The organism is Citrobacter sp. RHBSTW-00570 (assembly GCF_013739755.1).
GTDB lineage: Bacteria > Pseudomonadota > Gammaproteobacteria > Enterobacterales > Enterobacteriaceae > Citrobacter > Citrobacter braakii.
On record NZ_CP056399.1, the window covers coordinates 3,160,761 to 3,187,097 of the forward strand.

General features: G+C 52.6%; 26 protein-coding genes. 8 read left to right on the forward strand and 18 right to left on the reverse strand.

The genetic code is table 11. The annotated features are described in order from the left end of the window. Nucleotides 1–205 precede the first annotated feature (205 nt). From efeB to putP, 4 genes are all read right to left on the reverse strand, one after another. Nucleotides 206–1,489: an iron uptake transporter deferrochelatase/peroxidase subunit gene (efeB, locus tag HV237_RS15110; protein ID WP_047359347.1), complete on the reverse strand. Its 1,284-nt coding sequence runs from the start codon at nucleotides 1,487–1,489 to the stop codon at nucleotides 206–208. 5 nt (nucleotides 1,490–1,494) lie between these two features. Next, nucleotides 1,495–2,622: an iron uptake system protein EfeO gene (gene efeO / locus HV237_RS15115; protein ID WP_016152589.1), complete on the reverse strand. Its 1,128-nt coding sequence runs from the start codon at nucleotides 2,620–2,622 to the stop codon at nucleotides 1,495–1,497. 58 nt (nucleotides 2,623–2,680) lie between these two features. Continuing rightward, entirely contained in the window at nucleotides 2,681–3,514 is an 834-nt protein-coding gene (gene efeU / locus HV237_RS15120; protein ID WP_047359348.1) for an iron uptake transporter permease EfeU, read from the reverse strand. A gap of 214 nt (nucleotides 3,515–3,728) precedes the next feature. After that, complete coding sequence (gene putP / locus HV237_RS15125) at nucleotides 3,729–5,237, reverse strand: sodium/proline symporter PutP (RefSeq protein ID WP_016152586.1); 1,509 nt, start codon at nucleotides 5,235–5,237, stop codon at nucleotides 3,729–3,731. A gap of 422 nt (nucleotides 5,238–5,659) precedes the next feature. On the opposite strand from putP, the gene putA reads away from it, so the two are divergent. Both putA and HV237_RS15135 read left to right on the forward strand, forming a co-directional pair. Beyond that, nucleotides 5,660–9,622 (forward strand): trifunctional transcriptional regulator/proline dehydrogenase/L-glutamate gamma-semialdehyde dehydrogenase, encoded by a 3,963-nt coding sequence (gene putA, locus HV237_RS15130; RefSeq protein ID WP_047359349.1) that lies wholly within the window; start codon nucleotides 5,660–5,662, stop codon nucleotides 9,620–9,622. A 59-nt stretch (nucleotides 9,623–9,681) separates the two neighbouring features. After that, nucleotides 9,682–10,077 (forward strand): lysozyme inhibitor LprI family protein, encoded by a 396-nt coding sequence (locus tag HV237_RS15135; RefSeq protein ID WP_016152584.1) that lies wholly within the window; start codon nucleotides 9,682–9,684, stop codon nucleotides 10,075–10,077. Here HV237_RS15135 and rutR read toward each other — a convergent pair. From rutR to HV237_RS15150, 3 genes are all read right to left on the reverse strand, one after another. Next, a complete protein-coding gene (rutR, locus tag HV237_RS15140; RefSeq protein ID WP_016152583.1) occupies nucleotides 10,074–10,712 on the reverse strand; it encodes an HTH-type transcriptional regulator RutR in 639 nt (212 codons plus the stop codon). The two genes, HV237_RS15135 and rutR, sit on opposite strands and share 4 nt — an antisense overlap. Nucleotides 10,713–10,770: 58 nt before the next feature. Continuing rightward, entirely contained in the window at nucleotides 10,771–11,685 is a 915-nt protein-coding gene (locus HV237_RS15145) for a DMT family transporter (protein ID WP_047359350.1), read from the reverse strand. A gap of 165 nt (nucleotides 11,686–11,850) precedes the next feature. After that, a complete protein-coding gene (locus tag HV237_RS15150) occupies nucleotides 11,851–12,024 on the reverse strand; it encodes a general stress protein (protein ID WP_003036022.1) in 174 nt (57 codons plus the stop codon). Nucleotides 12,025–12,410: 386 nt separating this feature from the next. On the opposite strand from HV237_RS15150, the gene wrbA reads away from it, so the two are divergent. Both wrbA and HV237_RS15160 read left to right on the forward strand, forming a co-directional pair. Continuing rightward, nucleotides 12,411–13,007, forward strand: a complete 597-nt coding sequence (wrbA, locus tag HV237_RS15155; RefSeq protein WP_003832057.1) for an NAD(P)H:quinone oxidoreductase — start codon at nucleotides 12,411–12,413, stop codon at nucleotides 13,005–13,007. Nucleotides 13,008–13,027: 20 nt separating this feature from the next. Then, complete coding sequence (locus tag HV237_RS15160) at nucleotides 13,028–13,255, forward strand: YccJ family protein (RefSeq protein ID WP_016152581.1); 228 nt, start codon at nucleotides 13,028–13,030, stop codon at nucleotides 13,253–13,255. Between the two features lie 38 nt (nucleotides 13,256–13,293). Here the strand turns inward: HV237_RS15160 and agp are convergent, their stop codons facing one another. The 8 genes from agp to HV237_RS15200 all read right to left on the reverse strand — a co-directional run bounded on the left by agp (nucleotide 13,294) and on the right by HV237_RS15200 (nucleotide 20,172). Further along, nucleotides 13,294–14,535 carry a bifunctional glucose-1-phosphatase/inositol phosphatase gene (agp, locus tag HV237_RS15165; protein ID WP_115190720.1) on the reverse strand — a complete coding sequence of 414 codons (1,242 nt, stop codon included), beginning with the start codon at nucleotides 14,533–14,535 and terminating at the stop codon, nucleotides 13,294–13,296. An 87-nt stretch (nucleotides 14,536–14,622) separates the two neighbouring features. Next, nucleotides 14,623–15,330 carry a winged helix-turn-helix domain-containing protein gene (locus tag HV237_RS15170; protein WP_047359352.1) on the reverse strand — a complete coding sequence of 236 codons (708 nt, stop codon included), beginning with the start codon at nucleotides 15,328–15,330 and terminating at the stop codon, nucleotides 14,623–14,625. A 69-nt stretch (nucleotides 15,331–15,399) separates the two neighbouring features. Beyond that, a complete protein-coding gene (locus tag HV237_RS15175; RefSeq protein WP_016156161.1) occupies nucleotides 15,400–16,155 on the reverse strand; it encodes a sulfite exporter TauE/SafE family protein in 756 nt (251 codons plus the stop codon). A gap of 134 nt (nucleotides 16,156–16,289) precedes the next feature. Beyond that, entirely contained in the window at nucleotides 16,290–16,796 is a 507-nt protein-coding gene (locus tag HV237_RS15180; protein ID WP_047359354.1) for a protein disulfide oxidoreductase, read from the reverse strand. Further along, nucleotides 16,786–17,409, reverse strand: a complete 624-nt coding sequence (locus tag HV237_RS15185) for a DsbA family protein (protein ID WP_016152576.1) — start codon at nucleotides 17,407–17,409, stop codon at nucleotides 16,786–16,788. The genes HV237_RS15180 and HV237_RS15185 overlap by 11 nt, the downstream gene beginning before the upstream one ends. Then, complete coding sequence (locus HV237_RS15190) at nucleotides 17,406–19,286, reverse strand: protein-disulfide reductase DsbD domain-containing protein (RefSeq protein ID WP_047359355.1); 1,881 nt, start codon at nucleotides 19,284–19,286, stop codon at nucleotides 17,406–17,408. The genes HV237_RS15185 and HV237_RS15190 overlap by 4 nt, the downstream gene beginning before the upstream one ends. 48 nt (nucleotides 19,287–19,334) lie before the next feature. Next, nucleotides 19,335–19,697: a hypothetical protein gene (locus tag HV237_RS15195; protein WP_016152574.1), complete on the reverse strand. Its 363-nt coding sequence runs from the start codon at nucleotides 19,695–19,697 to the stop codon at nucleotides 19,335–19,337. A gap of 70 nt (nucleotides 19,698–19,767) precedes the next feature. Continuing rightward, entirely contained in the window at nucleotides 19,768–20,172 is a 405-nt protein-coding gene (locus HV237_RS15200; RefSeq protein WP_016156158.1) for a VOC family protein, read from the reverse strand. A gap of 397 nt (nucleotides 20,173–20,569) precedes the next feature. Here HV237_RS15200 and dsbA point away from each other — a divergent pair, with 397 nt between their 5' ends. The 4 genes from dsbA (at nucleotide 20,570) to HV237_RS15220 (ending at nucleotide 23,421) form a co-directional block, all read left to right on the forward strand. Beyond that, on the forward strand, nucleotides 20,570–21,193 hold the full coding sequence (gene dsbA / locus HV237_RS15205; protein WP_047359508.1) for a thiol:disulfide interchange protein DsbA: 624 nt from the start codon (nucleotides 20,570–20,572) through the stop codon (nucleotides 21,191–21,193). Nucleotides 21,194–21,399: 206 nt separating this feature from the next. Next, entirely contained in the window at nucleotides 21,400–22,320 is a 921-nt protein-coding gene (gene cbpA / locus HV237_RS15210; protein ID WP_016152571.1) for a curved DNA-binding protein, read from the forward strand. Continuing rightward, nucleotides 22,320–22,613, forward strand: a complete 294-nt coding sequence (gene cbpM, locus HV237_RS15215) for a chaperone modulator CbpM (RefSeq protein WP_047359356.1) — start codon at nucleotides 22,320–22,322, stop codon at nucleotides 22,611–22,613. The genes cbpA and cbpM overlap by 1 nt, the downstream gene beginning before the upstream one ends. 121 nt (nucleotides 22,614–22,734) lie before the next feature. After that, nucleotides 22,735–23,421 (forward strand): Crp/Fnr family transcriptional regulator, encoded by a 687-nt coding sequence (locus tag HV237_RS15220; protein WP_047359357.1) that lies wholly within the window; start codon nucleotides 22,735–22,737, stop codon nucleotides 23,419–23,421. Nucleotides 23,422–23,468: 47 nt separating this feature from the next. Here the strand turns inward: HV237_RS15220 and HV237_RS15225 are convergent, their stop codons facing one another. The 3 genes from HV237_RS15225 to deoD form a co-directional block, all read right to left on the reverse strand. Beyond that, nucleotides 23,469–24,305: an outer membrane protein OmpK gene (locus tag HV237_RS15225; RefSeq protein ID WP_016152568.1), complete on the reverse strand. Its 837-nt coding sequence runs from the start codon at nucleotides 24,303–24,305 to the stop codon at nucleotides 23,469–23,471. Between the two features lie 95 nt (nucleotides 24,306–24,400). After that, nucleotides 24,401–25,555, reverse strand: a complete 1,155-nt coding sequence (gene tsgA / locus HV237_RS15230) for an MFS transporter TsgA (protein WP_016156155.1) — start codon at nucleotides 25,553–25,555, stop codon at nucleotides 24,401–24,403. A 38-nt stretch (nucleotides 25,556–25,593) separates the two neighbouring features. After that, entirely contained in the window at nucleotides 25,594–26,301 is a 708-nt protein-coding gene (deoD, locus tag HV237_RS15235; RefSeq protein ID WP_016156154.1) for a purine-nucleoside phosphorylase, read from the reverse strand. Between the last annotated feature and the right edge of the window lie 36 nt (nucleotides 26,302–26,337).

Below are 26,337 nucleotides of genomic sequence, written 5' to 3' on the forward strand. Positions count from 1 at the left end.
CGCTGTTTCTTATAATTACATCATAATCTTTCGTTAATGCAACAATATTTTTACTTGTCGTTAACTTAAATTCTATCTAATCACCAGAGACAGTCTCTTGCAGAGAGATGACAAAATTATTTCAGTCTCGTACCGATCATAAAAAATAATTTGTTCATTCATACAGATGTCAGGAAAAGCCCCGCTGTACAACGGGGCGTGATCATCAGGCTTCGAGTAGAGACTGTCCCAGATATTGATCTGCGGTTTTGACACCCGGCAAAGCAAAGAAGTAGCCCCCACCAATTGGTTTGACATACTCTTCCAGCGCTTCACCGTTGAGGCGTTTCTGCACAGTCAAAAAGCCTTTTTCCAGATCGTGTTGATAGCAGACAAACAACAGTCCCATATCCAGTTGACCGGATGGGGTCACACCGAGCGAATAGCTGTAGCCACGGCGCATCATCAGGCTGGACTCGGTCTCTTTCGTGCGCGGATTCGCCAGGCGGATATGACTGTCGAGCGCAATCACCTCACCTTCGGGATCGCTGGCATAGTCAGGCACATCATGCTCGTTCTGCATACCCAGCGGCGCGCCGGTGTGTTTATCTCGACCAAATATCGTTTGCTGCTCTTTCAGCGGCGTACGATCCCAGAACTCGACGCGAAACTGAATGAGCCTGACGGCCTGATAACTACCACCTTGCGCCCAGACAGGTTCGCCCTGTCCGTCCGTAACCCACACCACATCCTGCATCAACTTCGTATCCGTCGCGTCCGGATTCGCAGTGCCGTCCTTAAAGCCAAGCAAGTTGACCGGGGTCTCTTTGCCTTTGCTGCGCGCGGCATGGTCGGAAATAAACCCTTCACGTTTCCAGCGCACGCTAAGGAGATCGGGCGTATGTTTAATGATATCGCGCAGCGCATGGATAACGGTGTCCTGCGTGTTGGCACAAATCTGCAGCAGCAAATCACCATGGCACAGCGCCGCATCCAGCGAATCATTCGGGAAGCGGGTCATTTTTTGCAGCTTTTTCGGCATCTGCGATTTCAGGCCATAACGTTCATCGAATAGCGAGGCGCCGACTGACAACGTCATCGTCAGGTTGTCTGGCGCAATGTATGCGCCGAGGATACCGGAATCCATAGGGGGTAAACGCGGGTTCGGCGTATCCGGCGCCGGCCCGCCCGTGGTCAGAAACGCAAATCGGGCGGTCAGCAAGCGGAACAAGCGTTCCAGATCAGCCTTATCGCTGGCGAGAACATCGAACGCCACCAGCATCATCGATGCCTGCTGTGGCGTCAGGATCCCTGCCTGATGCTGACCATAAAACGGCTGCGCTTCACTACGCGCATCAGGGGACAGCGTTCCCGGCGCGCTTTGTGGTTTTTGCGCGTGGGCAACCGGACATCCACCCGCCAGCGCCAGCGCCCCACCCAGGGCGCCCATCCCTTTCAGTAAACGTCGGCGTGAAGGTTCGCTCACGCCGTTTTCATTATCTTGCTGCATTTTGCTTAATCCAGACCCAGAACACCGCGTAATTGCGACAAGTCTTCCGCCAGCGTCGTGATAGGCCCTTTCAGCGCATTGCGATCGGCGTCGGTCAGTTTGTCATAGGTTTCAAAACCGTCTTTGGTACGGTACTTGCTCAGAATGGTATCGACTTTTTTGAAGTTCGCATCCACCTTCGCCAACAGCTCAGCATTGGATTTTTGTAACTGAGGGCGCAGGAGATCGACGATTTTCTGCGCGCCATCGATATTGGCCTGGAAATCCCACAGATCGGTATGGCTGTAGCGATCCTCTTCTCCGCTGATTTTGCTGGCAGCGACTTCTTCAATCAGTCCTGCTGCCCCGCCAACCACTTTTGACGGTGGGAAGGCCAGTTCGCTAATACGCGTTTGCAGGTCAAGAACATCGCTGTTTAATTGGTCGGCATACTTGTCCATTCCTTTGGTGGTGTTGTCGCCGAACAACGCTTTCTCCAGGCGGTGGAAGCCGGTGAATTTAGGATCGGCGGCTTTTTGCTCATAATCATCTTCACGCGCATCGATGCTGCCGTCGAGATCGGAGAACAGTTCAGCAATCGGTTCAATACGCTCATAATGCTGACGGGTTGGCGCATACAGCGATTTCGCTTTTTCCAGATCGCCAGCTTTAATCGCATCGGTGAATGCTTTGGTGCCCGCAACCAGTTGTGCAGTTTCGGCTGTCACATAGGCTTTGTATTCAGTAATCGCGCCACTTAGGCTCAGCAGAGCATCGCCCTGCGCGGCATCCGCCGTTGCGCTACCTTTTACAATGAGTTTGCCTTTCGGGTTGGTCAACAGACCGCAGGTCATATCATATTCACCTGGCTGCAGGTTAGCTGTCATTTTCTGGCTAAAGCCCGGCGCAATGTTTTCACGTTCTTCAACCACCATAACCCCTTTAAGGATCTCCCACTCCAGCGCTTTCTGGCTGTGGTTCTGGATGATGAACTGCGTTTTCCCAGCGTTAACCGTGATCGTCATCGGCTCACACTGTTTGTCGTTAACCGTGACTTTCACCTGCGGAATATCGGCGGCTTGTGCAGAAAAAGCGGAGGCAAACAGCGCGGCAATACCCAACTGCAGCGCACTACGGCGAAAATTAAACGTCATAACCTATCCCTATAAATAAGTATGTTGTAACTAAGGAGTGTTCTGCATCGCGTTTTTATCAGGGTGCGGTACGCGATGCCGTAGTGCCTGAACGCGGCGGCAGTGCAAACATAATCAATGCCGGAATCAGGTAGATAAACCAAACGGCGACTTCACTGACGCTCGGCGCTTCCTGATAGCCGAAAATACCTTCCATCAATGTGCCAAACAGCGAATGCGTTGAAAGCACGCTGCTCATGTCAAACGCCACATCCTGAAAATGATTCCATAACCCGGCTTCGTGGAACGCGCGGATGGCCCCAGCGGCAAGACCAGCGGCCACCAGCAAAATGAACAGGCTGGTCCATTTGAAGAATGCCCCGAGGTTGAGGCGAATGCCGCCGAGGTAAATCAGATAACCCAGTACCACCGCGGTGGCCAGCCCCAGCATCGCACCTAACGGTGGCCAAATGCCTACATCCTGCTGGAATGCCGCCAGCAGGAAGAACACCGATTCCAGCCCTTCACGGGCAACGGCAAAAAAGACCATCATCACCAGCGCCCAGCCGTGATGATTGCCGCGTTGCAACGCGTTATCGACAGCCTGTTCAAGCTGGACTTTGACGTTGCGCGAAACTTTACGCATCCAGAACACCATCCAGGTGAGGATCACCACGGCAATGACCGCCACGATACCTTCAAACAGCTCCTGTTCCTTTTGCGGAAATTCACCGGTGGTTTCATTGATGAAAACGCCTAACGCCAGGCATAACACCGCCGCCAGCAGAACACCAATCCACATCACACCAATCCATCGACCACGCTGAGTCCGTTTCAGGTAGCTGGCAATCAGGCTGACTATCAGCGCGGCCTCTAACCCTTCGCGCAACATAATAAGAAATGGAACAAACATGCGAAGAACCCTTAAACGTTATTCTCAGTCAATTTATGAAAAGAAAAGTAAATTACAGTGATAGTGATTATCATTACAGTAAAGAAAAACTCAAGCAGAATGTTTTGAGAATGATGACTTAATGTAAACAGTTAGGCGGGTAACGATTAGGGCGGTTTTGCAGCGGGGACAAATAAAAAAGCCCGCACGCGGCGGGCTTATGGAGCGAGGCGGATTACTCTGCCTGTAAACGCGATGGCGGAGCTGTGTGATAATGCGCATCAGCCTCGGCAAAACGTTGCTGCATAGCGGCTGAAGGCGCTTTACCCAACAGGCTGAAGACCACAATACCGATGCTGCCGAAAATAAAGCCCGGGATGATTTCATACAGACCCAACCAGGCAAACTGCTTCCAGACGATTACCGTCACCGCACCGATGAGCATCCCGGCCAGCGCGCCGTTACGCGTCATACGCGACCACATTACGGAGAACAGAACCACCGGACCAAACGCCGCGCCAAAGCCGGCCCAGGCGTAGCTTACCAGACCAAGCACACGGTTCTCCGGGTTCGCCGCCAGCGCGATAGACACCAGCGCCACAACCAGCACCATGATGCGGCCAATCCATACCAGCTCTTTCTGGCTGGCATTTTTACGCAGGAACGCTTTATACAAGTCTTCGGTGATTGCGCTGGAACACACCAGCAGCTGGCAGCTCAGGGTCGACATCACCGCAGCGAGGATCGCAGACAGTAGAATACCGGCAATCCACGGGTTGAACAGGATTTGCGCCAGTTCAATAAACACGCGTTCGGCGTTCTGGTTAACGGCACCGGCAAGCTGTGGGTTGTTGTTAAAGTAAGCGATACCAAAGAAGCCAACGGCAACTGCACCTGCCAGACACAGGATCATCCAGGTCATACTGATGCGGCGAGCATGAACAATGCTATGGTGAGAATCAGCCGCCATAAAGCGCGCCAGAATATGCGGCTGACCGAAATAGCCTAGACCCCAGCCCATCAGGGAAATAATGGCAACAAAATTCAGCCCTTTGAACATGTCCACGTTCTCAATGCTCTTTTGTTTAATCACTTCCAGCGAATCGTCAAACCCACCCACGCCAATGACTACCATCACCGGCGTCAGGATCAGGGCGAAGATCATCAGGCTGGCCTGGACGGTATCGGTCCAGCTTACCGCCAGGAAACCACCGATAAAGGTATAAATAATCGTCGCGGCCGCCCCTGCCCACAGCGCTGTTTCGTAACTCATGCCAAAGGTGCTTTCAAACAGACGCGCCCCTGCCACAATACCGGAAGCACAGTAGATGGTGAAAAACAGCAGAATAACCAGCGCGGAGATAATACGCAGAATACGGCTTTTATCTTCAAAGCGACCGGTAAAGTAATCCGGTAACGTCAGCGCATTGTTATTGTATTCGGTATGCACGCGTAAACGTCCGGCCACCAGTTTCCAGTTGATCCACGCACCCAAAATAAGGCCAATAGCAATCCAACTTTCTGAAATCCCCGACAGGAAAATCGCGCCAGGCAGCCCCATCAGCAACCAGCCGCTCATGTCAGATGCCCCGGCGGATAACGCGGTCACGAATGGACCCAGACTGCGTCCACCAAGAATGTAATCGTCAAAGTTTTTGGTTGAACGCCATGCAATAAACCCTATCAATATCATGCCGAAAATATAGACACAGAATGTCACTAACATCGGTGTGCTAATAGCCATCAAAACTCTCCAAAATTATGTATCAGCAATGCCGTGGCTTGCCGTTTTATTACCCTGCCGGAACGTGGCAAAGATATCTATGTTTACCAGGGCGACCGTATCCTGCCGGAAGCGATGGTCATTCACAATCGATTTAACACACCATTTACATCAAATTTGATCCAGAGTAGATAGCATTTTTCTGTAGGTTGCACTCTCTCACACTTTTTTCGGTTGCACCTTTTAAAAGTGTTAACTACCGCAGAGAAAAAGATTCGGCAACTTTTATAGCCCCCGTCAAAACACACATGTTTATTAACATTTCATTCATTTCCAAGCTTGCAAACCAAGTCACATTTAACACGGTTGCACAAAGTTGCAACATAGTGGATATTTCTCGGTAACTATCAGACCCGTATTTCAGTACAACAGGAGTAAACGGCATGGGAACCACCACGATGGGGGTTAAGCTGGATGACGCCACTCGCGAGCGTATTAAAACAGCAGCATCACGAATCGATCGCACGCCACATTGGCTGATCAAACAAGCCATTTTTAATTATCTCGAAAGACTGGAAAATGACGACGCGCTTCCTGAACTACCGGCCCTGCTGGCGGGTGCTGCGAATGAGGGCGATGAGTCGACCACGCTGCAAAATGAAGCGCATCAGCCTTTCCTGGAATTTGCTGAACAGATCCTGCCGCAGTCAGTTTCCCGCGCGGCAATCACCGCCGCTTACCGCCGCGCCGAAACTGACGCCGTACCGATGCTGATGGAGCAGGCTCGTCTGCCGCAGCCTATCGCCGAGCAGGCGCATAAGCTGGCATACGATCTGGCAGACAAACTACGTAACCAGAAGACCGCTAGCGGTCGCGCCGGGATGGTACAAGGTTTATTGCAGGAATTCTCCCTTTCTTCACAGGAAGGCGTCGCGCTGATGTGTCTGGCCGAAGCCTTGCTGCGTATTCCAGATAAAGCGACCCGCGATGCGTTAATCCGCGACAAGATCAGCAACGGTAACTGGCAGTCGCACATTGGCCGCAGCCCATCCCTGTTCGTCAACGCGGCGACCTGGGGGCTGTTGTTTACCGGTCGTCTGGTTTCTACGCATAACGAAGCCAGCCTCTCACGCTCACTCAACCGTATTATCGGCAAGAGCGGTGAGCCGCTGGTGCGTAAAGGCGTCGACATGGCCATGCGCTTGATGGGCGAGCAGTTTGTCACCGGGGAGACCATCGCTGAAGCGCTGGCTAACGCGCGTAAACTGGAAGAAAAAGGCTTCCGTTACTCCTATGACATGCTGGGCGAAGCGGCCCTGACCGCCGCCGATGCACAGGCTTATATGGTTTCGTACCAGCAGGCGATCCATGCCATTGGTAAGGCCTCTAACGGGCGCGGTATCTACGAAGGGCCTGGCATTTCTATCAAGCTGTCGGCACTGCATCCGCGTTACAGCCGTGCGCAGTATGATCGCGTAATGGATGAACTCTATCCTCGTCTGAAATCGCTTACTCTGCTGGCACGTCAGTACGACATCGGCATTAATATCGACGCCGAAGAGGCTGACCGACTGGAGATCTCCCTCGATCTGCTGGAAAAACTGTGCTTTGAACCCGAACTGGCAGGCTGGAACGGGATCGGTTTTGTTATCCAGGCCTACCAGAAGCGCTGCCCGTATGTTATCGACTATCTGATTGACCTCGCCACGCGCAGCCGCCGCCGCCTGATGATCCGTCTGGTTAAGGGCGCCTACTGGGATAGCGAAATTAAACGTGCCCAGATGGACGGTCTGGAAGGTTATCCGGTCTACACCCGTAAGGTGTACACCGACGTTTCTTACCTGGCCTGTGCGAAAAAACTGCTTGCCGTACCGAATCTGATCTACCCGCAGTTCGCCACCCACAACGCCCATACGCTGGCGGCGATTTATCAGTTAGCCGGTCAAAACTACTATCCGGGTCAGTACGAGTTCCAGTGCCTGCACGGTATGGGCGAACCGCTGTATGAGCAGGTCACCGGCAAAGTTGCGGATGGCAAACTGAATCGTCCATGCCGCATTTATGCACCGGTCGGCACGCACGAAACGCTGCTGGCGTACCTGGTGCGTCGTCTGCTGGAAAACGGCGCCAACACCTCGTTCGTCAACCGCATTGCCGACACGACCCTGCCGCTGGATGAACTGGTTGCCGATCCAGTCGAGGCTGTTGAAAAACTGGCGCAGCAAGAAGGTCAGGCCGGTCTGCCGCATCCGAAAATTGCCCTGCCGCGTGACCTGTACGGTAAAGGCCGCGAAAACTCAGGCGGGCTGGATTTAGCTAACGAACATCGTCTGGCCTCGCTGTCCTCTGCCCTGCTCAACAGCGCGCTACAAAAATGGCACGCTAAACCCATTCTGGAGCACCCGGTTGCTGACGGAGAAATGACGCCAGTCGTTAACCCGGCCGAGCCGAAAGACATTGTCGGTTACGTGCGTGAGGCGACTCACGCTGAAGTAGAACAGGCGTTACAGAACGCAGCGAATAACGCGCCGATCTGGTTCGCCACACCGCCACAAGAGCGCGCCGCCATTTTGCATCGTGCCGCCGTTCTGATGGAAGGTCAGATGCAGCAGCTGATTGGCATCCTGGTACGCGAAGCGGGTAAAACCTTCAGCAACGCCATTGCGGAAGTGCGCGAAGCGGTAGACTTCCTGCATTATTATGCCGGTCAGGTTCGCGATGATTTCGATAATGAAACCCATCGACCGTTAGGACCCGTGGTTTGTATCAGCCCATGGAACTTCCCGCTGGCCATTTTCACCGGGCAGATTGCCGCCGCGCTGGCGGCGGGTAACAGCGTGCTGGCGAAACCGGCGGAACAAACCCCGTTAATTGCCGCCCAGGGCATCGCTATTTTGCTCGAAGCGGGTGTACCGCCGGGCGTGGTGCAACTGTTGCCTGGTCAGGGTGAAACCGTCGGGGCTCAGCTCACTTCCGATGAGCGCGTACGCGGCGTCATGTTTACCGGCTCAACGGAAGTCGCCACGCTGTTGCAACGCAATATTGCCACCCGCCTTGATGCTCAGGGGCGTCCAATCCCGCTTATCGCCGAAACCGGTGGGATGAACGCAATGATTGTCGACTCCTCCGCGTTGACGGAACAGGTCGTGGTCGACGTTCTGGCTTCTGCGTTTGACAGCGCCGGACAGCGCTGCTCCGCGCTGCGCGTCCTGTGTCTGCAGGACGATGTAGCCGACCATACGCTGAAAATGCTGCGCGGCGCGATGGCGGAATGTCGCATGGGTAATCCAGGTCGCCTGACCACCGATATTGGGCCGGTAATTGATGAAGAAGCCAAAACCAATATTGAACGCCATATTCAGGCCATGCGCGCCAAAGGACGCCCGGTGTTTCAGGCCGTGCGCGAAAACAGCGACGATGCGCGTGAATGGCAAACCGGTACCTTTATTGCTCCGACGCTGATCGAGCTGGAAAGCTTCGACGAATTACAAAAAGAGGTGTTTGGTCCGGTACTGCACGTCGTGCGCTACACCCGTAACAATCTGGGCAACCTGATTGAGCAAATTAATGCCTCCGGCTACGGCCTGACGCTGGGCGTACACACCCGTATCGATGAAACCATCGCCCAAGTCACAGGATCGGCACACGTGGGGAACCTGTACGTTAACCGCAATATGGTCGGCGCCGTCGTCGGCGTGCAGCCATTCGGTGGCGAAGGCTTGTCTGGTACCGGGCCAAAAGCAGGTGGACCGCTGTATCTGTATCGCCTGCTGGCTAACCGCCCAGAAAATGCGTTAGGCATTACGCTGGCCCGTCAGGATGCCGACTACCCGGTCGATGCGCAGCTTAAAGCTGCACTCGTTCAGCCGCTGGAAGCGCTCAGCGAATGGGCAACCGATCGACCCTCGCTGCATGCGCTCTGCCAGCAGTTTGGCGAACTGGCGCAGGCTGGTACCCAGCGTCTGCTGCCAGGACCCACTGGCGAGCGCAATACCTGGACGCTGTTGCCGCGTGAACGCGTACTGTGTATCGCCGATGATGAACAGGACGCGCTGGTACAGATTGCCGCCGTGGCTTCCGTTGGTAGCTTAATCCTGTGGCCAGATGATGCGTTCCATCGTGAACTGGCAAAACGTCTGCCAGCCGCCGTCTCCGGGCGCATCCAGTTTGCCAAAGCGGACAACATCACCACGCAGCCGTTTGATGCCGTTATTTTCCACGGCGATTCCGATCAACTGCGTTCACTGTGCGAAGCGGTAGCTGCCCACGAAGGGGCGATTGTATCAGTCCAGGGCTTTGCCCGTGGCGAAAGCAATATTCTGCTGGAGAGGCTGTACATTGAACGCTCCTTGAGCGTCAATACCGCCGCTGCCGGGGGGAACGCCAGCCTGATGACAATCGGCTAAGGTTGTGGTTAATTAAGGCTCCGGTAACGGGGCCTTTTTTTATGGATCCAGAGGGAAGCATGAAACGAATCGTACTGACATGTGCAGCGCTGCTGTTGAGCGGCCAGGCGCTGGCGGATGACTGCGCCAACGCGAACACTCAGATTGAGATGAACACCTGTGCGGCAGAGCAGTTTAAGGCGGCCGACACCAAACTTAATGACACTTATCAGAATGCGCTTAAGCGCGCCGCCCCGACCCAGCGCGATTTACTGAAAAAAGCGCAAATCTCATGGATAACCCTGCGCGATGCGGACTGCGCGTTAATCAGTTCCGGCACCGAAGGCGGTAGCGTCCAGGCGATGATTTCCAGCCAGTGTCTGACGGATAAAACCAACGAGCGTGAAGCGTTTCTCGCCTCACTCTTACAGTGCGAAGAGGGCGATTTAAGCTGTCCGTTACCGCCAGCCAGTTAACGCACGCGGATCCCTTCAATAATCATCCGCTGCACGCTCTCCACCGTTTGGTTAAAAAAGGCTTCATCACGCAGCGTTGCGCCCGTTACCGCCTCTACCTGTGGGGCAAAGTCGGCGTAGTGCTGGGTTGAAGCCCAAATCATAAAAATCAGATGATGCGGATCGACCGGAGCCAGTTTCCCACTTTTGATCCAACCGGCAATCAGCGCCGATTTCTCATCAATTAGCGTTTTGAGATCGCCCGTTAATTCAGCCATCAATAAAGGCGCACCTGCCAGCATCTCCATACAAAACAGTCGTGAAGCCTGAGGGTAATCGCGCGACACTTCCAGCTTAAGGCGAATGTATTCTTTAATGGCCACCAGCGGCGCAAAGTCTTCGCGAAAAGCCTTCAACGGAGCCAGCCAGACGTCGAGGATTTGCCGCAAAACGGCAATATAGAGCACCTCTTTTGACGGGTAGTAATAAAGCAGATTCGTTTTTGACACACCCGCCTGCTCAGCGACCTGTTCGAGACGCGTGCCGTGGATCCCATATTGGGAGAAGATATTTAATGCCGCGGTTAATATGGCCTGGCGTTTTGCACTGACGGCCTGCGAGCGCTTACCTGTTTTTTTCTCTGCGCGTTGGACCATGCGCCCTCTCCTTCTTGTGAGGGCGTCAGCATACCAAATCACGCGGTGAATGGTTAAATTAAAGCGACTCCGGCGGTGCCTCTTGCACTACCCCTTTTTTCTTTTTGAACTTCAGTTCGCTGACCAGCACGCCAACAATAATGAATGCTGCGCCGAGCAAAGCCAGTAGCGGTAAGCGTTCCCCCGCCAGGCGACCAAAGATCCCCGCCCACACCGGCTCACCGGTATAAATGACCGTCGCGCGCGTCGGCGAAACGCTGCGCTGTGCCCAGTTCATGGTGACCTGAATAATCGCACTGAAAATCCCCAATCCCAGCGCCACCACCAGCAATCCCGTAGACATCGGTGGTACGGTCTCTCCGGCCGGTCCCATCGCAATAAACGCCACTATCGAAGCGGTTGCCAGTTGTACCACCGTTACCCGCCGCACATCCACTTTTCCCGCCCACGCGCTAATCAGGATAATTTCTGCCGCAATCGCCACCGCGCCGGCGAGGGTGATCCACTCTCCTTCACCTAAAGCCAGCAAATTGCCTCCCGGTCCGGCGAGAAAAATCAACCCGATAAAGGCCAGCACAATGCCGACACACGGCATCAGGCCGGGCATACGCCCCAGACACAGCCATTGTAAAAGCGGGACCAACGGCACATACATCGCGGTAATAAACGCCGATTTACTGCTGGGAATAAACTGTAGCCCCCAGGTTTGCAGACTATAGCCCAACGCAATTGCGATACCGATCGCAACGCCTGCTTTGACTTCCAGCCACGTCAGTTTATGCAATGAGCGTAGTGACAAAAGCGCGACCGCCAGCGCAGCGGTGGCAAAACGCACGCCGACAAAGAAAAAAGGTCCGCTCAGGGTAACGGCATATTGCACTGCCAAAAACGTGCCACCCCAGAACATAGTGATCACAATGAGGATCGCTTCCTGAGGTTTAACAGAGAAGGAATAACGAGAAAGTAATGACATGAGACACCCGATTAACTGAATGTCGTTAGTCTGCGTTGCGTTTTGTTACAGTTCAACCTTGCAGACAAAAAAAACCGCCGGAAGAAACCGGCGGCGGTGGGTGGCTACGTAACGTCTGACTCTGATCCTCAGCCGTCACGGCATATCTGACAGCTAGCCCGGCAATTACGATTTGTTGTTGCCGTGGCTATTTTTGCCCCCTTTTTTGCCTGCCTCTGAAGCGCGTTGCGGGTCATTCTTAAAATTGCCCCCGCTGTGCTGGCCACCTTTTCGACCTGCTTCTGATGCTCTTTCGCGATCTTCCGCAAAGTTGCCGGAACCGCCTCGATGGTTTGCCATTACTGACCTCCGTCATTGATTAGACATCATATTGCATAGGTACTGAGGAGTGATACCTCACGCAGCGTTACGGGCGATACCCTGAAAATAACTGCGTGGGATTAAGCATAGTGAAGCGTGGCCTGAGCAGCCGCTAACTGTAATATCCTGCAACAGGATTGGCGGTGATAGAGAAATAATCACAGCGAGAAATCAATAAGTCTTTCTTATGACTACCAAATTCCACCCGGTTAAATATGTATCATTTTGCAACAAGAGAAGTTGTTATAAAAATTGTTATAAATCAAAGAAGTGATTGTGAAATTTGCACTCCTGACAGTACGTCATATCTTTAAAGGTAGGTAGCGAGTCGCTACGGACACGGTTAACTCGAGGAGTAGTGTAAAATGGCAAAAGTTCTGGTGCTTTATTATTCCATGTACGGACACATTGAAACTATGGCCCATGCAGTCGCAGAAGGCGCAAATAAGGTTGATGGCGCGGAAGTGATTATTAAGCGCGTACCAGAGACCATGCAGCCGGAGATTTTCCTCAAAGCTGGCGGCAAAACACAAAACGCACCAGTCGCAACCCCGCAAGAACTGGCAGATTACGATGCCATTATTTTTGGTACCCCCACACGCTTTGGCAATATGTCCGGTCAGATGCGCACCTTCCTCGACCAGACTGGCGGGCTGTGGGCTTCAGGCGGCCTGTACGGCAAACTCGCCAGCGTATTCAGCTCGACAGGAACCGGCGGCGGTCAGGAACAAACCATTACATCAACCTGGACTACGCTTGCCCACCATGGGATGGTGATTGTGCCTATCGGTTACGCGGCGCAAGAGCTGTTTGATGTTTCTCAAGTTCGCGGCGGTACCCCTTACGGCGCAACCACCATCGCCGGAGGCGACGGCTCACGCCAGCCAAGTCAGGAAGAATTATCTATCGCCCGCTATCAGGGTGAATATGTCGCAGGTCTGGCAGTAAAACTCAACGGCTAATCTTCAACAGGAGGATTCGAATGCCAACTCAAGAAGCGAAAGCCCATCGCGTCGGCGAATGGGCAAGTCTGCGCAATACATCGCCGGAAATAGCCGAAGCCATTTTTGAAGTCGCGCATTATGACGAGAAACTGGCGGAAAAAATTTGGGAAGAAGGTAGCGACGAGGTGCTCATCAAAGCCTTTAAGAAAACAGACAAAGATTCGCTCTTTTGGGGTGAACAGACTATCGAACGCAAAAACGTCTAGCGCTCAGACTCCCCCGCGAACACGGGGGAGTTTTTCTTTTACTTAGCCGCCTCATTCAACACGCTGTCGAACTTATCTATCGGGCAAAAGCCATCCGCATCTATCGGACACCCTTTCAGCTCCAGCGTTACACGCTGCGCCGGGGATTTCAGGGTCAGAACGTCTGCATTACGCAACTGCTGCGAGCTCTGATACACGTACTCGATTTTCATCAGATCACGATTCGCGTTGCTGTCATGCCAGCGCTGGAAGACAATCTTCCCGCCAATCGGCGTACGCTCGTTCTGATCGTGAAGCTGGTACGGTTTGAAATCCAGCGCGGTGAGCAGCGATGCGATGTTTGAGTCATGCCCCACCAGCACGGTTATTTTTGGCGCTTTTACGCGTTCAGTAACCAGCGCATTATCAATATACTTCACCAGCGGTTTGGCGACGTTCTGCGCCACTTCCGGGGAGGTGAACAGGCTGTCCTGATAGCCATTTTTCAGCTTCGACAGAACCTTCCACTGTTGATCGGATTTAATCTCGCCCCAGGCAACCTTATCCATCGGGAAGCCTTCGTAATATTGCAGCGTGAAGGCATCAACCAGCGAATTTCCGACCTTCAGCGGCCCCGAAACCCCAGGCTCCTGCTGATATTTCGCGCTAAACGTATCTTTGGCATCGGTCAGGGAACACTGCTGTTTTTCTTTGCAGGACGGAGAGTCTTTGTAGTCGGTCATTTGCTCAAGCAACTGATAGCTGTCGTTGAGCTGCATTTGGCTACGCTCTTTCTCCATTGCCTGAACCGCCTGCTGGCTGAAGGCGGCGGAATCATCGGTGATCACCGGGTTAAAGGTGGGATCCATGGTGCCCATTTTTTCCTGATGATGGACCGGGACGTCGCAACCCGGGAAAGCACCGGTGACAAAGAACTGCGCCGTCGCGACGGTACGCTGCAGGCTGTTAGCATAGGTATAGACCGTACCCGGCGCCGGACATTCGCCCGATTTCACCATCCCCTGCTCTGCCAGCCACTCTCGCATATAGTGGCCCATATAGATTTCCAGCACGCCGCCTTTGGTGGTGAGTTGTCCGCCGGGGACATCCCATTCTGGCCATTGTTTGGGGGTGGACTGCTCAAGAACACTGCCATTATTGGCTAAAGGTGCGCGTAAGTTATGCCGACTCATCATCAATACTTGCTGAAGCTGATAGCCTTCCGGCGCGGTCTGCGCCTGCGCGGCGGTTGACACTAATACAGCCCCTGCCACGGCTGCGGCGATTAACGATTTATTCATCCCTACGACCTCTTGTTGTTATCAATCACAACAGAGTGTGACAGAAATATGACATATTTCCCGGAACGCTTTCGCAAAACGAACCATCTACGGTGTCGTTTTAATACCGAACTCGGTTTCTAATTTGCGAATGCCAAGCGGGGTGAAGGTGACGCGGCGACCACTCAGCTCCGTTTTTATCCATCGTTTATCAATCAACCAGCGTAGCAGCGATGCGCCAAGCACGCCGCCGGGATGGTAACGTCGTTCACTCCAGTCCAGACAACCGCAGGTTAATTTCCGCCGCGATGCGCCCGCAGCCAGGACAATCCCCATTTGTGCCAGTTTTTCCTGCCCAAGAGAGGTCAGCGTTTCACCATCCGGCGTTAACCACTGACGGGAAACCAGCGTATCGAACAACCTCACCGCCACTTCGCCAGCGAGATGATCGTAGCAGGTTCGGGCATGTCGTAAGCCTGGCGGCGTCGTGATTTTTCGTGGCGTAGATGTAGCCCACGCCACGCCCATCAGGCGCTCCAGCAGTTCAGCGATATCGGAGCCTGCAAGGCGAAAATAACGATGCCTGCCCTGCGCGAGCGCCACAACAAAACGTTGTTCGCACAGACGCGCCAGATGCGCACTGGCGGTTGACGCTGATACATCCGCCACTGCGCTGAGTTCGGTCGCGGTCCAGGCGCGGCCATCCATCAGGGCGCACAACATTCGCGAGCGCGATTTATCGGCCATCGCCGCCGCGGTGAGCGCCATTCGTGACTCCAGAGCGCCCTCTTCCTCACTTAACATCACTGATGCCATAGCGACCTCTTTGACACTGAATGTCTGAATTAACGATGCCATGAATGCGTTCTAAAGTCACCGCACAGGTCACACCGCACGCAGCATCATCTCAATACCCAACCCGACCAAACAAAACAGAAAACAGCGTTTAAACACGAGCGGAGAAATAACCCGTCGTACACGGGTTCCTAACCACTGACCAATCAGCGCAGGAACAATGGCCAAAGCCGATAAGCTCAACGACTGTACGGGCAGCGCGTTGTGCCACCACAGACCAAGCGCCAAAGCCAATGTCGAAAACGTAAAAGAGATCCCGAGCGCCTGAACCAGTTCATCTTTCTCAAAACCCAATGACTGGATCCAGGGCACGGCGGGCATCACAAATACACCGGTTCCGCCAGTCAATAAGCCAGTAACAAATCCTATGACGAGGGAGTACGGTTTTTCATGCTGCGGAGCCACTGCGATTTTCTTTCCGGCCAGCGTCCAGATAGCGTAAGCCACCAGCGCCACGCCGAGCGCAAACTGGGTACGGGTGGTGTCGCCGCCGGTAATCCAGGCGCTGGCAAGCAATGTCGCCACCACCACCGTCAATAACATCGGCCACAGTCGTTTGACTAATTGACGCGTATTTCCGCCACCGCCAAACTGAAACAGATTGCTAATCAGCGAAGGCAACAGCAGCATGGCCGCCGCCGCAACCGGCGAAATAAGCGATCCGAGGATCCCCATAGCCACGGTGGGCAATCCCATACCAGTGACGCCTTTTACCATCCCGGCGAGGACAAACGTGGCGGCAATCATCATCACCAGAGCGGGCCCAAACGCTAACGAACTCGTCATGTTGCACTTTCCTGAAAAAGAGAAGATGACCCATTCTGGACGTTAATCGCGGTGCTCGCTTCGCCAGGCAACGAAATATGTCTTCCCGCTTACGGGTAATAATATAAAAAATGCCGGGTTTCCCCGGCACATTATCAGAACGTTTTTGCCCACCACAGCCGAAGCTTCATGCCCCAGTAGCTGGTCCAGCCGCTGGTTGTTGACACCACCCGACCTTGTGACACTACCACCAGCGTGGGCGTGACGCTAATCGCCCAACTGCGGGAGATTGCCCCGTTCGCATCATTGATGACCGGAAAGTTCACGCCTTTACGCGACAGCCAACGAGACACCTCAGCTTCACTGCCGGAGCGTAACGCAATGGTCATCACGTTTTCCCCTTCCGAACGCAGCCTGGCGACTTCCGGCGTTGTGAAGCGGCAAACGCCGCACCAGCTCGCCCAGAAATAAAGCAGCACCGGCTCGTCTTTGCTGAGCGCCGCCAGCGTGACGGTTTCACCATCCAGCGTTTGCAAAGGCGTGCTGTCAAAAGAGCCAGGGAGCTGCGGCGCGCGCCAGACATCCATCAGCAGCATCGCCCCTGCCAACAGCGCCAGTAAGATCAGCCCTTCGCGCAGCCAGCGGCGCAGTTTACTGAGCATTGGCCGCCGCCAGCTTTTCTTTGACCACTTCCTCAAGGGTTTCCCACGGCACCGCACCGGGAATAAGCTCATCACCAATAATCGTTGCGGGGGTGCCCTGCACGCCCACCAGTCGCGCCAGTTGCAGGTTAGTGCTTAGCGTTTCAGCGCTTTGGGCACCCAGCGTCACCGGACTGGCTCCCGATTTTTCCTGCGCCTGTTTGATACTGACATCGGTATGGTAACCCTTTTTCTGCATCAGTTTTTCATGTAGCGCCAGAAACTGCTGCGGATGCTCAAGCCAGGTGGTCAGCACGGTCCGCGCTGCCAGTTCCGAACTTTCCCCTTTAAACGGCAGCGGTTTAATCACTACCGCCACGTCAGGATATTTCTGCACAATTTTTTCCAGCATGGGATCCAGTTGCTTGCAGTACGGGCAGTTGTAATCGGTGAAGTTTATCAGGGTCAGTTTCGCCTGCTTAGCGCCAATCCGCGGGCTGTTGGGATCGTTAAACAGGGCCTCCTGGATTAATGCTTCAATTTGCTTTTCCTGTTCCGGTGTAAACGGTGCAGGCTCTTTCGCTACGCTGACGGCAGAAAACAGGGTTAACAGCAGAACAATCATTATTTTCATGGGGTTACTCCTTTGGCATCGGTCAACGTTTGCAATACCGCATCGCGGGTTAACAACGTTGGTAACGCCTGGCCTTCCGGCAGACCGGGGCCATAAATTTGGTTATACGGCACAGCAACCTGGCCGCGTTTTTTCAGAAATTCGGTGATGGCTTCAGAAGGGAGCGTCCAGTCGCCGCGCAGCGCCACTACATCCGGCTGTTGCAAAGCGGCCTGTACGTCATCTTTATGCAACACGTTGTATTTGTTGACCTTACAAGTGATGCACCAGTCGGCAGTGACGTCAATGAACACTCGCTTATGTTGCGCCAGCGCATCCTCAATCGCCTGCTCGCTAAGCGGTTGCCAGTTCACGCTCTCTTTAGCGCTAGCGTGTCCGGCCAGCCCTAAATGTGGGAGCAGCAACGTCGCAAGCCAGATAGCCGAACCCAGCATCATGACACCGAGAAGACGCCGCAAACTATTCATCCAGCGTCCCGGACGCGGCAAACGCAGCGCCAGACCGGGACGCAGAGCCACCAGCAGCCACGGCAAGCTCATCCCCAGGCCAAGTGCGATAAACAGTCCCCACAACGTTGGTAACGAAGCGGTCAATGCCACCGCTACCGCTGTTCCCAGAAACGGGGCGCTGCACGGCGTGGCGAGCAGGGTCGCAAATGCGCCTTGCCAGAAATGTCCCGACAAGCCGTTGCCACCGCGAGTCGCCAGCGTGGTGGTCATCGCCGAAGGCAGGCGGAATTCAAACCACCCGAACAGGCTGGCGCTAAACGTCAGCATCACCACGACCATGACGCCAATGAACCACGGGTTCTGAAACTGGATCCCCCAGCCCAGCGCCTGATTGGTTAAACGTAGCACTGTCATCAATAGCGCCAGGGCCATAAAGGAGACCAGGATCCCGGCTACCGATGCGAGGAACTGACGGCGGATCTGGCGACGGCTTTTTTCCTCAACCAGCAAAATAGAGCCCAGTTTCATGCCGAGAACCGGTAACACACAGGGCATCAGGTTGAGGATTAAACCGCCCAGCAGCGCCATTAGCACCACCTGCCACAATGGGAGTGAGGCGTTCTCAATAACCGGGGCTTCGCCAATCGCAAGACGACTTTCCTGGGCAACACCGTTATCTGCCAGCACCAGCGTGACCGACTTACCGCGTAAATCCGGCGCGCCTTCCCCCCAACCGTCATGAACGGGTACCGTGGCGCGTAACGTCTCACCTGCGACGTGAATTTGCGGCATGCCAAAATCAGCATCATCAACGGCGTCCAGATACAGCCCAGGCGCAGTCCAGCCTCCCGCGCGGTGAGCCTCGACGACCAGCTCGCCGGCCCGTGCGCCAGCGCGCAAAGTATCGGTCAGGCCGCTGGCAAGCGGGATCTGCCCCATTGCCTGCGCATAGTCATGCGCAAAAGTCGGGTCCTGGGTCGTGGAGGTCACGGAAAAAGGAAAATCCGTCAACAAGCAAACGTTGCTACAGGTGGATAGCGTCAAAACACCGCTAAGCGTGGCGGGCGATCTGCCGCGCACAACCATCGGGAACGTCACATTATCGTGATAGCCCTGGGTCGTGATATTAGCGACCTCAAAGCGTGCAGGGGTTGGCCAGAACCAGTCGACCGCAGGCATTTCCCCTTGCCAGGCGATAGATGGCGCGACGCCTCCCTCGCCCGGCGAACGCCAGTAGGTTTTCCAGCCGTCCTCCAGTTTAACATCCAGCAACAGACGAGTTTCGCCGCCTGAGGACGTATCAGCGCGTAACCGCACGCTGGCGTGATCGTTATCGGGTGAACGCAGCCAGCCGGGTTCAGCCGCCCAGGATACGGGCAGCCATAGCAATAACAGACAGAGCAGCGCCTGCCTGAAAACAGTCATCATATATTTTCTCCGTGAATAATTATCTAACAGTCAGCAACGGCTGTTCTGTCATTCACGGAAGACGCAAAATCGCAGATGTACCCTTAGCGTGGGCGGCGAGATGGCTCGCGGTGGGAAAAAAGGCAGACGAAACGCCCGCACTGGCGCCAGCAGCGACAGCAGCAGACACAGCACCAGAATAGCGCCTTCGAACAGTACCGGGGGCGCCGCCAGTAATGACTTCGCGCTCAGTTCACAAGGGGTAACGGACGAGGCCTCATCGGTCTGCGCTTGTGCGCTTACGACCACGCTTGTGGCAACGGTGTCCATCTGCAACGCGTGCAGGCCTGCCATGCGTTGTGCGGTACAAACCATCACCACAACACATGCCAGACAGAGGAACCACCATCCCATCCGTTGACGTTTCGCCATTATACCCTCACTGATTGATGCGAGTTATCTTAACCACTCACCAGGTTTTGGCAACCTTTGCGCTGTAAAGTTATGTCCTGTCATCAGCAGGATATACCGCGATTTCAATCAGATTGAGATCGGGATCTCTGACATAAACCGAGCGAATCGGTCCCATCGCACCGGTTCGTGCAACCGGCCCCTCAACAATATCGACCCCGTGCGTTTGAAACGTGGCAATCACCTCTTCCAGCGCACGCGTGGTGATAAAACACAAATCCAGCGCCCCCGGCGTTGGCGCGTAAGCTTTGGGTTCAAACTCCTTTCCCCGAATGTGGAGGTTAATTTTCTGATTGCCAAAGACGAAGGCTTTCCGCCCTTGCGCGAAGGTTTCCAGCCTCATCCCTAAAAGTTCGACATAAAAACGAACGCATGCCTCTTCATTATTGGAGGTCAATACCAGATGATCCAGGTGGTCAATCATAGCGATATCCATTTTGGTTGCTCATCACTGACACTTACCCTATTCATTCAAACGCTACAAGAAAAAGAAAATCTTACGGCTGCGTTGACAGAACATAGCGCAACGCGTTGCTGCTCACGTTTTATAAATTAAATGATAATTAATCATATTTTCGTTTTTATTTATTACAATATAACATTGCCAAAATAATCACGAAAATATCACGGAAGTGATCATTCACTATTTACGAAGAGTACCAAAGGATATTCGCAGAACAGTACATAAATACTGTCCCGCTACGTATTGATGCGTAAATGAAAGTAAGGGTCAGCGCATTTTTAGGTGATTATCGTATTATAGCCCGACGCAATGAAGAGCGTATTCATTCGCAGAAAATTTGTTTATTGAATGTTATTTAGAGTATATGGAAATGAAAAAATATTTATTACCCCTGATTGGGTTACTTTTTACCGTTAGCGCTCAGGCAGCACCATTTACCGACGGCAAAGAGTTTATCTCACTGGAAAAACCCGTCGCTTCAGCCCCGGCAGCGCTGAAGTTTTTCTCATTCTATTGTCCTTCCTGCTATCAGTACGATGAAGTTTTTGAAATCACTGATAACGTGAAAAAAGTTTTGCCTGCTGACGTCAAACTCACCGAATACCACGTCGACTTTTTAGGCCCTCTGGGGCAGGACATGACGCACGCCTGGTCCGTCGCCATGCTGTTGAACGTGCAAGATAAAGTTAAACCGTTGCTTTTTGATGCCGTGCAGAAAAAACAAACCATTAAATCGGCGGACGATATTCGTAACGTATTTATCAGCGCGGGCGTCAGTGCCAGTGATTATGATGCCGCATGGAATAGTTTTGCCGTGAAATCACTAACCGCCAAACAGCAAGAAATGGCTAAAGCTGTAGATTTAACCGGTGTGCCCGCCTTTTTTATCAACGGTAAATATATGATCAATCCGAAAGGACTGAAATCTGATGACCTTAACGCGTTCGTACAAAACTATGCTGATACGGTCCGCTTCCTGATCACTAAATCCTGATGTTTAGCTAATCTCACTATTCGCACCACACAACAGACGCCATAACGTCAAAAAGCGCTGTTGGTGGTGCAATGCCCGCTTCGTTTATAGCAATATCCTCCCTTCCCGGTTGGCATTCTCCGTTATCAGGATTACCCTAAACTTAGCGGTGATACCTATTGTCAGGGTTCACCTTCTGCAAGTGTTGATTTACACGAGAGAACGCTATGGAATTAAAGGATTATTACGCCATTATGGGCGTGAAACCGACAGACGATCTCAAGACAATCAAGACCGCCTATCGTCGACTCGCCCGTAAATATCATCCTGATGTCAGCAAAGAGACTGACGCGGAGGCCCGGTTTAAAGAGGTTGCTGAAGCCTGGGAAGTCCTGAGTGATGAACAGCGACGCGCCGAGTACGACCAGTTGTGGCAGCACCGCAACGACCCACAGTTCAACCGTCAATTCCAACAAGGAGAGAATCAACGCTATAACGCCGAAGATTTCGACGATATCTTCTCCTCCATTTTTGGTCAGCATGCGCAACAGTCTCGCCAGCGTCATGCCAGCCGCGGGCACGATATTGAAATTGAAGTCGCCGTATTCCTCGAAGAAACGCTTACTGAGCATAGCCGCACGATCAGTTACACCCTGCCGGTTTACAATGCGTTCGGCATGGTCGAACGTGAAATTCCTAAAACCTTGAATGTGAAAATTCCGGCTGGCGTCGGTAACGGTCAGCGTATTCGTCTGAAAGGCCAGGGCACCCCCGGTGAAAACGGCGGGCCAAACGGTGATTTGTGGCTGGTGATTCATATCGCGCCACATCCGCTGTTCGATATTGTTAACCAGGATCTGGAAGTGGTCGTTCCCCTGGCGCCGTGGGAAGCCGCGCTGGGCGCGAAAGTAACCGTTCCGACGTTAAAAGAGAGCATTCTGCTGACCATTCCTGCAGGCAGCCAGGCCGGGCAGCGGTTACGCATTAAGGGCAAAGGTCTGGTAAGTAAAAAACATACCGGCGATTTGTATGCGGTGATCAAAATCGTCATGCCGCCGAAACCTGACGACGCCAGCGCCGCCCTGTGGCAGCAGTTGGCGGATGCACAAAAGACCTTTGATCCGCGCAAAGAGTGGGGGAAAGCATAATGGCTAACGTCACCGTCACCTTTACCATTACCGAGTTTTGTCTGTACACCGGTGTGTCAGAAGAAGAGCTACATGAGATTGTCGGCTTAGGGGTGATAGAACCTCATGAAGACGAGACTTTTGACGATCATGCGCTGACCGTCATGCGTCGCGCGATACGCCTGCGTCAGGAGCTGGAACTTGACTGGCCGGGAATTGCCGTTGCGCTGACATTGCTGGAAGATAACGCTCAACTGCGGCAGGAAAACCGCCTGCTGCGCCAGCGATTGTCTCGCTTTATCAGCCATCCTTAATGTGTCAAGGCCAGCATGATGCTGGCCCTTTTATTATCCGCAACCCGCTCTTAATGACATTGCGCAGCAGATGGCATACAGTCAGCGATAAGAATTATCTCAAACAATAAGACGTTGAGCCATGCAGCTTAAGCCCCTCACAAAAGGTCGTTTTCACAATATCTGGCAGCAAGATGATGCCTTAATTGAGAAGATATTCCAGGAGTTGCTCTCTGAAACACAGATTATCCAGGAAGATGACTATCTTTACCGCCAGGGACAGGTAGTCGATCGACTAATCATGGTGCAGTCAGGGAGAATTTCTCTGCGTTATAGCGCGGAGAATGGTCGCCGTTTTCAACTGGGTGCAATGGAATGTGATGAGCAACTGTTTGGCGAAATGGAGTTTTTTACCGGGTATCGTTGCCAGCTTGATATCGTATCCGAAGAACCGCTGACCGTGGCGGTATGCAGCTGTGACCGTCTGGAGGAAGCGCTGAACCAGCACCCCAGACTGGCGATATTTTTCGCCAGCGCAATGGCCGTTGATTATCAGGATATGCTGGAAATCTTCCTGCACCGGATGCTCTACCCTATCGTACATAACGTAGCGTATGACCTGTATCGCCAGCATCAGGACAAGCAGCCAATGGATGGTTTTCATAAAAAATACCAGGAAGCTGAGCGATTCGGCACCACCGACCGGGTCTATCGGCGGGCGGTGAAAGCGCTGACGGATGCCGGGCTGGTAACGCGCACGAAGCAAGGACTGGAAATTAAGGATCTGGATGGGCTGCGTAAATTTCTCGGCAATGACATCATTGACTGACACACCAACCCTGGCAAACGGAGCATTGGTGTGTCATTTCAGCGCAATCAGAACTTATAGGTGAGGTTGAAATAGTGACCCAGCCCGGTGGTACGCCCTGCTCCACCGTGGTTTTCCATCAATGCCATGTTGCGGAAATATTTTAAGCCATAACCTACTGCATAATGCTCTGAATGCCAGTAGATGCCGTTATACCATTCAATCGCGTTATTGCTATATAACGGCTGGTTAGCAATCTTGTTCGCGGCGAACTGGTAGTCAAAGTAACCCTGATAGTTCAAATAACTGCCGTTGGCGAACGTGTAGAACGGCGTCGACCAGTTGGTCGAGAACATGTAACCATCCCACTTGCCTTCGTTATCCGCACCGTAATTTTCACGTACATAGTGCGCATAAATGTTCATTCCCACCAGACCAAACCACGGCACTTTAACATCCGTGCCGAGACCAACGTAATGCTCAAATAATTCCCGGTCACCAATGTTATTTACCGTTGCGATATAGAATTCGTTAAATGGCCCTACGGATAAATCTTTATTAAAAATGGCGTCGAGGGAAAAACGTGGAGATATCTTGGCAAAGAAGTTATCTCCCCCGTGACGATCGTCCTGCTCGCGATCCAAAATATCAAAGAAATCCACATAGCCATACAGATCGATAATCCCGGATCGTGCGCCAAATTCCAGCTCAAGATAGGTGTCATTACGAATACCATAAGGCACTTTCGCATCCACACTTTGCATTAAGTTCATCTGCATCCAGTTAAAATCATTTTTGCGGATGTTGCCATCAGCATAATCAGCCGCAAGCGCTTGCGTACAGCACATCGCAATTACCGCACCCAGAACTGTTTTTTTCATCATTGATTTATTTTTCTTCAGCATTTTCAATTCCTTTGAGCAAGGTTGAGTGTCGCCCCACCAGATAAATGGCGTGACGGCGGGCTATCTAATTAAAGAGGTAAGCGTTATTACTGTGTTTAATTACGTTTGAGTTTTAATGTACCCATCAACATAATAAAGATAATTAAATACAACACCGGTATTGCGTACATAATTTTCTGCAACCCCATAGTTTTTTCCATTAGCGCACTGATCGCCGGACTAAACATGGCGCCAGCACTACCGCTAATTAAAATATAAGAAACGTTCTGGCTACTCGCGCGCTTCACGAAAGAAACCCCGTAGGCAATAAAGGAGTTATACAGCGCTGCACAGACAAACCCGTAACTATAGGCCAGATAATCAAGCCCGGAGATATTTTCCTTCGTGACAATGATGGTGGTAATAACGCAAGCTAACAAAATAATGCTAAGCAAGAAATAATGTATCTTTACGCGGGAAACAATAACGGTTGAGACTAACGCGCCGACCAGCGCAGCACCCCAGTATTGCGTAATAATATTACCTGCTTCTTCGAAGGGAATACCAAATTTGTTCTTCACAAATAATGGTGCCCAGGTCAGGAAGGTATACAGCGCCAACATACCTAAGAACAGGCCAATGCCTCCGCTGATAATCCCTGGATTCCACTCGGATTTCACCGGGTCTGCGCTATCCGCTGCAGGAGCCGTTTCACAGGCGGTAAAGCGGGTGAGAGCCACAACGCCCAACGTGAGTAAGGCCACTATGCCTACGCTCAGATAGCTGTAACTCCACGACATATTGTGCGTCAGGGCGAAGGTGGTAATCAGCGGGAAAACTACGCCCGCGACGTTAAAGGTGGCGTCCTGCACCACCAGCATCGTACTTTGAATGCGATCCTGCCAAACCGAAACCACGATCGTTCCCGCCACGCACAGACCAATCCCGCCGCAGAAACCCACCAGGGTCATGGCGACCATCACCGGCCATAAGCCAGGGCTTAAGTGCATTGCCAGAGCGCAGAGGAACACTATCGAATAGATAATGAGCGTCATACGCTTAACGCCGATTTTCTCAATCAGGAAAAAGGCGGCGATGGTCCCGGCTAACGCCCCACCGTTAAGCAACGAAAATATCGAGGCGACGGTATTCACATCGGCACTGTAGCGTACTGCAATCGGTTCAATCAGCATACCAAACTGACTGGCAAATCCTGCCATAATAAAATTTGCCAGAAAACTAATCAGCGTAAGTGCTATTTTATTCTTCATATAATGCCATCTCTGATTGGTTCATTTAAATGCTGATGCTAAGCCGTAACAGCTGTATTTAGCGCCAGCTCTATCATATTTTTAAAGGTTAACTGCCGTTCTTCCGCCGTTGTTTCTTCTCCTGTCAGGCAATGATCGGATACGGTTAATATAGCCAACGCTTCAATATTAAACTGATGCGCTAAAGCGTATAACCCTGCCACTTCCATATCCACACCCAGCACACCAAACTTTTCCAGTGCAGGTATTAAATTTTCGTCAGGATCGTAATAAAGATCGCCACTGAAGACATTGCCGACTTTAACGTCAATACCGGCCTTCTGCGCCAATGCCCACGCCTGCTGCAATAATGGGAAATGGGCAGATGTCGCCATCGTGTAGCCCGCGCTACGTTTTAAATTTGTGACGGAATCCGTTCCGGCGGCGATGGCAAGAATAATATCTCGCATTTTGACATGATGTTGTGTTGCCCCCAGACTGCCGACACGAATAATTCGCTGTACACCGAAGTCATGTACCAGTTCATGAGCATAAAGCGTCATTGACGGAATACCCATGCCATGTCCCATCACCGAAACAGGTTGCCCAAAATAAAGACCGGTATAGCCCAGCATATTGCGTACATTGGTGACTTCGCGGTAATCCATTAGATAATTTTCGGCAATAAACTTAGCGCGAAGCGGATCGCCCGGCATAATAACGGTTGGCGCAAAATCACCCGCTTTGGCATTAATATGTGCAGTCATAACAATTCCTGAATTATGGGTATTGAAGATATGCAG